Raw genomic sequence first — 9,248 nt, forward strand, 5'->3', positions numbered from 1 at the left:
AGACCGGCAAGGACTGTCCCCGTGAGCCAGACCACAACCGATCGCCTGATGCCCCTCGCCGCCCTCGTGGCGGTCGTCCTCGCCTGGGCCGTGATGGCCCCGCCCGCCGCCGCCGTCGACGACGTCACGCCGGCGAGGGTGGAGGGCCCGAACCGCTTCGCCACCGCGGCCGCCATCGCCGACCAGGCGTTCCCCCAGGGGACCGAGCAGGCCGTCGTGACCACCGCGGCCGCCGCCCAGGACGCGCTGACCGCCACGTCCCTCGCCGGTGCCAGCGGTGCGGCGATGCTCCTGGTGGAGCTCGACCGGGTCCCCGACGAGACCGCGAGCGCCCTCGAGGGGCTCGGTGTGCAGGGCGTGACGATCGTCGGCGGGGAGCTCGGGGTGTCGGCCGCGGTCGAGGCGCAGCTGGCCGAGCGCTACGAGGTGCGCCGCATCGCCGGTGAGACCCAGTACGACACCGCCGCCCTGGTGTCGGCCGCGACCGCCCAGGTCGCCGACCTGCCGGTCGTCGACGGGCGCCGGACCGTGATGCTCGCCGACGGCGAGGACTTCCCCGACGCCCTGGCCGGCAGCCCCGCGGCGTTCGCCGGCCCCATCCCCGTGCTGTACGCCGAGACGGGCGACCTGCGCGACGAGACGCGGGCGTTCCTCGCCGAGCAGGCCGTCGAGCAGGTGGTCGTCCTCGGCGGCGAGGCGGCGATCGGCGCGGCGGTGCAGGCGGAGCTCGAGGCCGACGGCATCACCGTGGTCCGCCTCGGCGGGCAGGACCGCACCCAGACCGCCGAGCGGGTCGCCGCCTGGACCACCGCGAACGTGGAGGGGTTCACCCGGCACTCCGTGATGCTCGCGCGGGGTGACGACTTCCCCGACGCGCTGACCGCCGGCCAGCTGGCCGGTCGCGCCGGGCGGGCCCTCGTGCTCGCCACGACCCCGGAGATCCTGAGCCCGGGCACCCGCGCCTTCCTCGCCGCTCGGTGCGCGGACATCGAGGTCGTGCAGGCCGTCGGCGGCGAGGCCGCCGTCAGCACCGCCGTCCTGGCCGAGGCCGAGGGGGCGGCTGAGTCCTGCGGCGGGTCCGGCACGGGCGGCGATCCCGTCGACGACGCCGTCCCGGACTACGCCATGACCGCCGAGCAGCGGGAGGGCCAGCCGCGGTCCTTCGTCGGCGACAACCCGTTCAAGCCCATCTACGGCACCGGGTTCGTGGACACCGTCGCGGCCACGGAGCTCGACGGCGCCACCTCCCTCGACGCGGTGATGTTCGCCTGCGAGGCCGTGGAGGTCGACGCCGACGGGTCGGCGGTCCTCACCGACGCCGACGGCGACGGCATGGCCGACGCGTACGGATCGTCGAGCGCCTCGGAGGGCGACGACGTCGTCGGCCCCGCGCTGATCACCGGCGCGAACAACGTCGACGTCGACGACGACACCGCCGTCAGCGGGCTCGCGCCCGAGGACGGTCGCCTCGGCGTCCAGGTGTCCGCCTACGCCGACGACTGCGCGACCCTCCTGGTCTTCCCGACCCAGCCGGACGGCCTGCCCGTCGACGACGCCGGGCGCCCGACCGTGCCCTACGGCGCCAGCGAGATCCGCTTCGGCGACCACCCCGTCGACGACGGCACGGGCGGTGAGGACCCCGACGACGGCCTCAACCCGACCCAGGTGTACCGGGTCGAGCCCCAGCAGCGGATCGACGCGGCCGCAGGCCAGACCGCGGACCTGACCGTCGACGGGCGGTTCGACGGTGCGCCGATCACCCGCGGGCTCGACGTGATCCTGTTCCCGTGCAGCTCCACCGACGTGCTCGGGTCAGGTCCGGACACCTTCACCGACGCCGACGGCGATGGCGGGGCTGACGGCTTCACCGCCGGCACGGGGTCGAGCGACACCGGTGCCATGCTGATCACCGCCATCAACGGCCAGACGATCGAGGCACGCACCGCGGTCGGCGGGGTGCAGGCGGTCGACGGCCAGATCGACATCCGTGTGGCGGCCGAGTCCGCCGACTGCGCCACCGTCGTGGTCGTGGCGGGCGACGGCAACGGCAAGTTCGACGTCGATGCCCAGGGCGTCCCGACCGAGGACTACGGCGTGGGCCAGGTCCGCTTCAGCTGAGCCGGCGCCGTGGCCGCTCACACCTCGGTCACGGTGACCAGCAGCGTCATCCAGCCGCTCGCCCCGTCCGGGAAGGGCTGGGCGCGCTCCTCGGTCTGCACCTCGCCGGTCCCGTCGGTCGCGCGGACGGTCAGCCGGTGGCTGCCCGGCTCGGCCTGCCAGCGGTAGCGCCACTGCCGCCAGGTGATCTCGTCGAGCTGCTCGGCGAGCTCGGCCTGCTGCCAGTCGCCGTCGTCGACGCGGATCTCCACGGCCTGGATGCCGCGGGTCTGCGCCCACGCGACGCCGGCCACGACGACCTCGCCGGCGGGGACCTGCTCGAGCGGTCCCGGCACGTCGATGCGCGACTGGGTCTTGATCGGCGCCCGCTCGGCCCAGCCCCGCTCGACCCAGTACTGGTCGAACTCCTCGAAGGTGGTCAGCTCGATCTCGGTGATCCACTTGGTGGCGGAGACGTACCCGTAGAGCCCGGGGACGACCGTGCGGGCGGGGAAGCCCCGCTCCGGTGAGAGCGGCTCGCCGTTCAGCAGCAGCGCCAGCATCGCGGGACGTCCGTCGTCGAGCACCTCGGTCGGGAAGCCCGTGGTGAAGCCGTCGCCGTCCCGACCGACCAGCTGGGTGGCGCCGTCCTGGACGCCGGCCTCGGCGAGCAGGTTGGCGAGCGGCACGCCGGTCCACCGCCCCGAGCTCACGAGGTCCCCGCCGACCTCGTTGGAGACGCAGGTCATGGTGATGTCGGCCTCGATGAGGTCGTCGCGGCGCAGCAGGTCCTCGTAGCCCATCTCGAGCTCGGTGTCGACCATGCCGTGGATCCGCAGCGACCACGTCGTCGGGTCGATCTGGGGCACCGCCAGCGCGGTGTCGATCCGGTAGAAGTCCGCATCGGTCGTCTGGAAGTCCGCGAGCCCCTCGATCTCCCAGTCGACGCCGTCCGGCAGCGGCGGCAGCGGATCGGCGACCTGCCCGAGGGCGCGCTCCGTGGCGGAACCCACCGGTGGCCCCGAGCCGGCCCCGCTGATCTGCTCGGCGATGTCGCGACGGGTGTCGGCGACCGACGCGGCTCGCCGGCCGGTCAGGACGCGCCCCGTCGCGACCGCGGCGGCGGAGGCGGCGACGACCCCGCCGGACATGGCGAGGAACGCCCGCCGGTCCCCGCCCGCCTCCACGGCGTCGGCCGGCGTCGAGGCCCCGGCGGGTGCGCGGCGCAGCAGCGCTGTCAGGACCGGGATGCCGACGGCGATGGTCAGCAGGCTCGGCGCGCTGGCCGGCACGTCGGACTGGTGGATCGAGCAGGCGATCGCGATCGCTCCGAAGATCCCCACGCCGACCCAGGCCAGGCGCAGGCGTCGCCGGCCGAGGAGGCCCATCGCGACGCCGTACAGCCCGGTGATGATCAGCGTGCCGGCGATGAGGGCGATCTTGTCGCCCGTCCCGAACACGTCGATGGCGAACTGCTTGACCGGTTGGGGCGTGTAGACGATGACGGTGTCGCCGACCGCCTGGACCGGTGAGTACCACGACGCGATCAGCCCGGCGGCGAGCTCGCCCACGGCGAGCGCGGCCAGGGTGGCCAGCAGGCCGGCGACGGCGGCGAGCGGTCGGGAGGGGGTGGTGGGGGAGGAGTCCATCAGCACCCCGTGTTCGTCGCGGACGCGGTCTCAGATGGGTCGTGCGCCGGTCCGCCAGGCGGTTCCCTCAGCAGGAGGTGGGGGATCCGTCGACGGTGTCGGCGTCGTCGATCCGCCACGTCCCGTCGACGCCTGCCACCGCGGTCCACAGGAGCCGCCAGGACGAGCATGCCTGCCCGTCCGGCCCGAAGGCGGGGTCCTGAGGGCCGGGGTGTAGGTCGCGAACGCGTGCTCGTAGTCGCCGGCGTTGATGCCGTCGGCCCACTGGACGAGGACCGCGGCGAGGGCGTCCGCGTCCGGGTGCGCGGAGGCCACGTCGACCACGACGCCGGTCGCCGGTGGCGGGGTGGGCGGGGGTGGCGTGCTCGGTGGCTCCGTGGCGGGCGGGGGAGTCGCTGGGGGCGTCACGGGGGGCGCGGTCGTCAGTGGTGGGAGCGCCGGTGCGGCCTCGGTCGCCGTCGGTCTCGCGGTGGGCGATGCCGGCCTCGTGCGCCGTCGCGAGCGCACCGCACACCGCGATGGTGACCTCGACCGCCTCCTGCCAGCAGAGCGGCCCCCGGCGCCAGCCGCTGGCCGAGCGACCCGCCCGGCAGGTGCGCCATGACCAGGTACGGCCGCCCTTCGGGGGTGAACCCGGCGTGGTGGAGGGTGACGATGTGGGGGTGGCCCGACAGCCGCCCGGTGGTCTCGGTCTCGTTCTCGAAACGCCGTCGGGCCCGGTCGTCCAGCCGCGCCGCCGTGACGTCGAGCACCTTGATGGCGACGTCACGGCCGAAGCCGGGCTGCGGCGCCCGGTAGACCGTCCCGAACCCGCCGCGCCCGATCTCGGTCAGGTCCGTGAAGCCGGGGATCTCCACCAGTGCACCTCGGGTCGCGGTCAGGGACCCGCGGGAGGCTAGAGCGCGGGGCGTCGCGCAATCTCGCGGTGCATCGGCGGGGCGTCATCCACACCTCTGGCGATCCCGTGCGACCTCGCCGCCCGGATCGGATCTACCGTCCGCCCATGGACCTCACACGCGCCATCCGCGGGCTGCACCTCCACCTCGCCCACACCGCCGCCGACGACGCGGACACCGCTGCGCTGATCCGCCGGTCCCTGGACGGCCTCGACGTCGTCGAGCAGCGCGCGGTCATCCGCCACGCCTACTGGCGGATGCCGGAGGTCCCCACGACCGCGCTGCGGATGGCGGTCGGGTCCGATGACGCGCTCCGCGCCCTCGCCGGGCGCGGCCCGGTCGTGGGGTCCTGCCGCAGGTGCGGACGCGTCCTGCGGGCCCGCACGCGCGACGCGGTCGACCTCGACCCCCCGAGGCGCTGCGCGGAGTGCCGGACGCCCGGCCCGAGCGGCCGGCTCGACCGGCGACCAGGCTTCGGCTGGGAGTTCCAGCCCGTCGCGACGTGGCGTCCCGCCGACGTCCCACCGGCCGCGCTGGCGGCCCGTCGCCGGTGGGCCGAGCAGTACCCCGACGTGGATGCCGTCTGACCCCCGATAGCCTGACCGGGTGCCGCGTGAGCTCGTCGTCCTCGGGACCGCCAGCCAGGCCCCGACCCGCACCCGCAACCACAACGGGTACCTGCTGCGCTGGGACGAGCTCGGCCTCCTCGTCGACCCCGGTGAGGGCACCCAGCGCCAGATGCTGCTGGCGGGCGTCCGGACCTCCCAGATCTCCCACATCGCGGTCACCCACCACCACGGCGACCACGTGCTCGGCCTCCCCGGCGTGCTCCAGCGCATGGCCCTCGACCAGCGCCGCGACCCGATCCCGCTCATCCACCCCGCGGAGGCGGGTCCGCACCTCGACCGGCTGCTCGGCGTGGGGCTCTACGACAGCCCCATCGACGTCCACCGGGTTCCCCTGCCCACCGATCGGCGGTCGACCGTGCCGCTGGGGGAGGGGCGGGTGCTCGTCGCAGAGCCGCTCGACCACCGGGTCCCGACCCTGGGGTACCGCCTGCAGGAGCCGGACCGCCGGGCGATGGACCCCCACCGGCTGGCGGCCGAGGGGCTGGAGGGGCCGATCGTCGGGGTGCTCGAGCGGGACGGGGTGGTGGACGTCGACGGTCGCACCGTCCGCGTCGAGGACGTGAGCCACCCGCGGCCCGGCCAGGCGGCCGCGCTCGTGATGGACACCCGGGAGTGCGCGGCGATCGGCCGGTTGCTGCGCGACGTGGACCTGGCTGTCGTGGAGGCGACGTTCCTGCGCGGTGACGAGGCGCTGGCCGAGCGGCACGGCCACCTCACCGCCGACGCTGCCGGGGCGCAGGCGGCGGCCGCCGGTGTGCGGCGGCTGGTCGTCACCCACTTCTCCCAGCGGTACGCCGACGAGGAGGTCTTCGCCGAGCAGGCGCGGGCCCACCACCCCGACGTCGTGGCCGCCCGGGACCTGGTCACCATCCCCGTCCCCGCTCAGCGCCGTTGACGGAGGCAGTCAGTCGCTGAGGGGTGGGTAGGCTCCGGAGTCCGCGCCCGACCGTCGGAGGTGGTCACCGTCCCGCCACACCGCCTGCTGGCCACCCTGGTGGCCCTCGTCCTCGTCATCGCGTGGGCACCGACCGGTGCGGCGCAGGACCCTGCGGTCCGGCGCATCGCCGGGGACGACCGCGCGGGGACCGCGGCTGCCGTGGCCGCCGACGGGTGGGACCACGCGTCGACGGTGGTGCTGGTCGACGGCTGGGACCACGTGGTCGCCCTGGTGGGCGCGCACCTCGCGGCCAGGCTGGACGCCCCGGTGCTGGTGTCAGCCGCACAGGTCCCGCCGGCCACCCAGCAGGCGGTGGACCGCCTGGCACCCGAGCGCGTGGTCGTCGTGGGCGACGTCGCCCTCCCGTCCTCCGAGGCGGCGGTCACCCACGTCCGGGCCGGCTCACCGGCCGCGCTGGCAGCGGAGGCGCTCGGCCTCGAGCCGGGCCCGGCTGGGGCCCCCGTGGTCGTCGCCGCCGAGGCGCCCTTCGCCGACGCGCTCGCCGGGGCGGCCCTGGCGCCTGCGCGACTGCTGCTGACGCCGGGCGATGTGCTCGCACCCGAGGCCGCCGAGGCCATCCGGACCCTCGATCCCGAGGAGGTCGTCGTGCTCGGCGGTCCGGCCGCGGTCTCCGACGACGTGGTCGCGGCCATCGAGGCGGAGGGGCCGGCCGTCGACCGCCTCGCGGGGCCCACGCGCTACGACACCGCCGTCGTGGCGGCCGGGTCCTCGGGTGGTGGGACCGTCGTCGTCGCCTCGGGTCAGGACCACGCCGATGCGCTCGCGTTCGTGCCGTGGGCCGCGCGTCGTGGCGCCACGCTCGTGGTCACGACCCACGACGAGCTGCCATCCGCCGTGGAGGGCCACCTCCGCTCCGGCGGCTACGCCCGGGCGGTCGTCGCCGGCGGCACCGTGGCGGTCGGGACGTTCGTCGACGAGCAGGTCGCCGCGGCGCTGGCCGGGGTGCCGCCGCCCGGGTTCGACGGCGGCGTGCGGGGGCTGACGGCAGAGGAGCGCGCCGCGATGACCGGCGTGAGCTGGCGCGACGGGTGCCCGGTCGGACTGGACGCCCTCCGCGTGGTCGAGGTGGACCACTGGACGTTCGACGGGGACGTCCGCCGCGACGGGCAGCTGGTCGTCCACGCCGACGTCGCCGAGGACGTCCGCGGTGTCATGGCCGCCCTGTTCGACGCGCGCTTCCCGCTCGCGTCGGTCCGCCCGGTCCGGGAGCACGGCGGTGACGACGACGCGTCCATGGCGGCCAACAACACCTCGGCGTTCAACTGCCGCTTCGTCGGCGGGACCAGCCGGTGGTCCGAGCACGCCTACGGGACCGCGGTGGATCTGAACCCGGTGCAGAACCCGTACGTGCGCGGTGGGTCCGTCGACCCCCCCGCGGGCGCGGGGTACGTCGACCGCACCGACGTCCGGCCGGGCATGATCGTCCGGCCCGGACCGGTCGTCGACGCCTTCGCCGCCATCGGGTGGGGGTGGGGGGCGGACTTCTCCTCAGCCGACGACTACCAGCACTTCAGCGCGTCGGGGCGCTGAGCGGCTCCTGCCGACGGGATGCGGCCGCGCGCCAGCGGGCGTCGGCGGCCAGGCCGAGCTGCACCGCCGGGCCGATCAGGAGCGCGAAGGTGACCGTCCCGATGCCGAGGGTGCCGCCCAGCAGCCAGCCGATGGTCAGCGCCGTCACCTCGATCGCTCCCCGGACGAGGGAGACGGGACGGCCGGTCGCGCGGTGGAGGCCGGTCATCAACCCGTCCCGCGGACCGGGGCCGTGGGCGGTGCCGAGGTAGAGCCCGCTGCCTGCGCCGATGAGCGCGATCCCGCCGCCGAGCAGCAGGCCCCTCGCGATGAGCGACCCGGGCGTGTCCACCAGCAGGAGCGTCACGTCGATCGCGATGCCGATCACGATCACGTTCAGGACCGTCCCCAGGCCGGGTCTCACGCGGAGGGGCACCCAGATCGCGAAGATCGCCAGGCTGATCACGATCGTGGAGGCGCCGATGGTCAGCGGGGTGTGCAGCGACAACCCCTCGGCGAACACCGTCCACGGGGAGTTCCCGAGCTGGGAGGCCACCAGCAGCGCATCCCCCGTGCCGAAGACCCAGAGCCCGACCACGAGCCGCGCCACCCTGGCGGGGGAGGTGCGCCAGAGGGGGAGGGGTGGGACGGCGGATGCCACCGCGGCCGAGCTCATGCGCGTCACCGTACGACCGCGCGGGCGGCCAATCGCGCGGCCACTCCCGGTGTGCGCCCGGACGGTGCGCTCACCCCCCGCCACGCCCACCCCCACGGATCGACTCCGGGATCCCCACGGATGGACTCCGGCTGGGACGGTCTCGCGCTCCCCCCTCCACGGATCGACTCCGGGATGCCACCGATCGACTCCGGGCCGTGGCCCAGGACGCGCCTGACCTGCACCTACCTCCACGGATGTGCACGACGCCGGTCGCGCACACCGGTCATGGAGTCGATCTGTGGTCCGGAGCCGATCCGTGCCGCCCGTCGCGGAGTCGATCCGTGGTCCGATCGTCCGGATCAGTCGGCCGTGCCGTCGGCGTGGGTGTGGACCCGGTGCGGGACGCCGACCGACTCCGCGCCCCGGGAGACCAGGTGGGCGTGGGCGGCGGTGACGTCCGCGCCGGCGGGCGATCTGGCGTCGGCTCATCCCGTGGCGGGCCGCGTCGAGGACCTGCCACTCCGAGGGGGTGAGCACGTCGGGGTGAGGGGGACGTCCAGGCCTGCGCACGACCGCACCACAGGCACCGGTGCACGGGGTTTCCCTCCCCCTCCCCGGCGGTGTCACGAGCGGGTCGGTACGGTCGCGGGATGGACGGATGCGCGGGCCCCCGTCGCCGGCTGCTGGTCGCCGGCCTGGTGCTGGCGCTCGCGGGGCTGGCGGCGGCGTGCAGCGGTCGCACCGGCCCGGAACCGGTCGCGCAGGTCCCGAGCACCATCCCGGTGCCGGCGCACGCCACCGCACCCCCGCCCCCCGCCCCCCGCCCCCCCCCCCCCGCCGCGGCCCGCCCCC

7 protein-coding genes and 1 pseudogene are annotated in these 9,248 nt (G+C 75.4%); 5 read left to right on the forward strand and 3 right to left on the reverse strand.

Annotated features, from left to right (window positions below; genetic code table 11):
• Window positions 1-21 precede the first annotated feature (21 nt).
• Window positions 22-2,118 (forward strand): cell wall-binding repeat-containing protein, encoded by a 2,097-nt coding sequence (locus ACEQ2X_RS12440; RefSeq protein WP_370326133.1) that lies wholly within the window; start codon window positions 22-24, stop codon window positions 2,116-2,118.
• Window positions 2,119-2,135: 17 nt separating this feature from the next.
• Here ACEQ2X_RS12440 and ACEQ2X_RS12445 read toward each other — a convergent pair whose 3' ends face one another.
• Together ACEQ2X_RS12445 and ACEQ2X_RS12450 are read right to left on the reverse strand one after the other, a co-directional pair.
• Complete coding sequence (locus ACEQ2X_RS12445) at window positions 2,136-3,746, reverse strand: molybdopterin-dependent oxidoreductase (protein ID WP_370326134.1); 1,611 nt, start codon at window positions 3,744-3,746, stop codon at window positions 2,136-2,138.
• Between the two features lie 422 nt (window positions 3,747-4,168).
• Complete coding sequence (locus ACEQ2X_RS12450) at window positions 4,169-4,603, reverse strand: protein kinase (RefSeq protein WP_370326135.1); 435 nt, start codon at window positions 4,601-4,603, stop codon at window positions 4,169-4,171.
• A gap of 146 nt (window positions 4,604-4,749) precedes the next feature.
• Here ACEQ2X_RS12450 and ACEQ2X_RS12455 point away from each other — a divergent pair, with 146 nt between their 5' ends.
• Genes ACEQ2X_RS12455 through ACEQ2X_RS12465 form a run of 3 tightly spaced genes read left to right on the forward strand, consistent with a single transcriptional unit; the run spans window position 4,750 to window position 7,759 of the window.
• On the forward strand, window positions 4,750-5,229 hold the full coding sequence (locus ACEQ2X_RS12455; protein ID WP_370326136.1) for a hypothetical protein: 480 nt from the start codon (window positions 4,750-4,752) through the stop codon (window positions 5,227-5,229).
• 19 nt (window positions 5,230-5,248) lie between these two features.
• Window positions 5,249-6,166 carry an MBL fold metallo-hydrolase gene (locus ACEQ2X_RS12460; protein WP_370326137.1) on the forward strand — a complete coding sequence of 306 codons (918 nt, stop codon included), beginning with the start codon at window positions 5,249-5,251 and terminating at the stop codon, window positions 6,164-6,166.
• Window positions 6,167-6,226: 60 nt separating this feature from the next.
• Window positions 6,227-7,759 (forward strand): cell wall-binding repeat-containing protein, encoded by a 1,533-nt coding sequence (locus tag ACEQ2X_RS12465; RefSeq protein ID WP_370326138.1) that lies wholly within the window; start codon window positions 6,227-6,229, stop codon window positions 7,757-7,759.
• Here ACEQ2X_RS12465 and ACEQ2X_RS12470 read toward each other — a convergent pair.
• Entirely contained in the window at window positions 7,740-8,414 is a 675-nt protein-coding gene (locus ACEQ2X_RS12470; RefSeq protein WP_370326139.1) for a YitT family protein, read from the reverse strand. The two genes, ACEQ2X_RS12465 and ACEQ2X_RS12470, sit on opposite strands and share 20 nt — an antisense overlap.
• Window positions 8,415-9,046: 632 nt before the next feature.
• Here ACEQ2X_RS12470 and ACEQ2X_RS12475 point away from each other — a divergent pair.
• Window positions 9,047-9,248 (forward strand): annotated as a pseudogene (locus tag ACEQ2X_RS12475) (hypothetical protein); the annotation flags it as partial.

The organism is Euzebya sp., assembly GCF_964222135.1.
In the GTDB taxonomy this organism is placed as follows: domain Bacteria; phylum Actinomycetota; class Nitriliruptoria; order Euzebyales; family Euzebyaceae; genus Euzebya.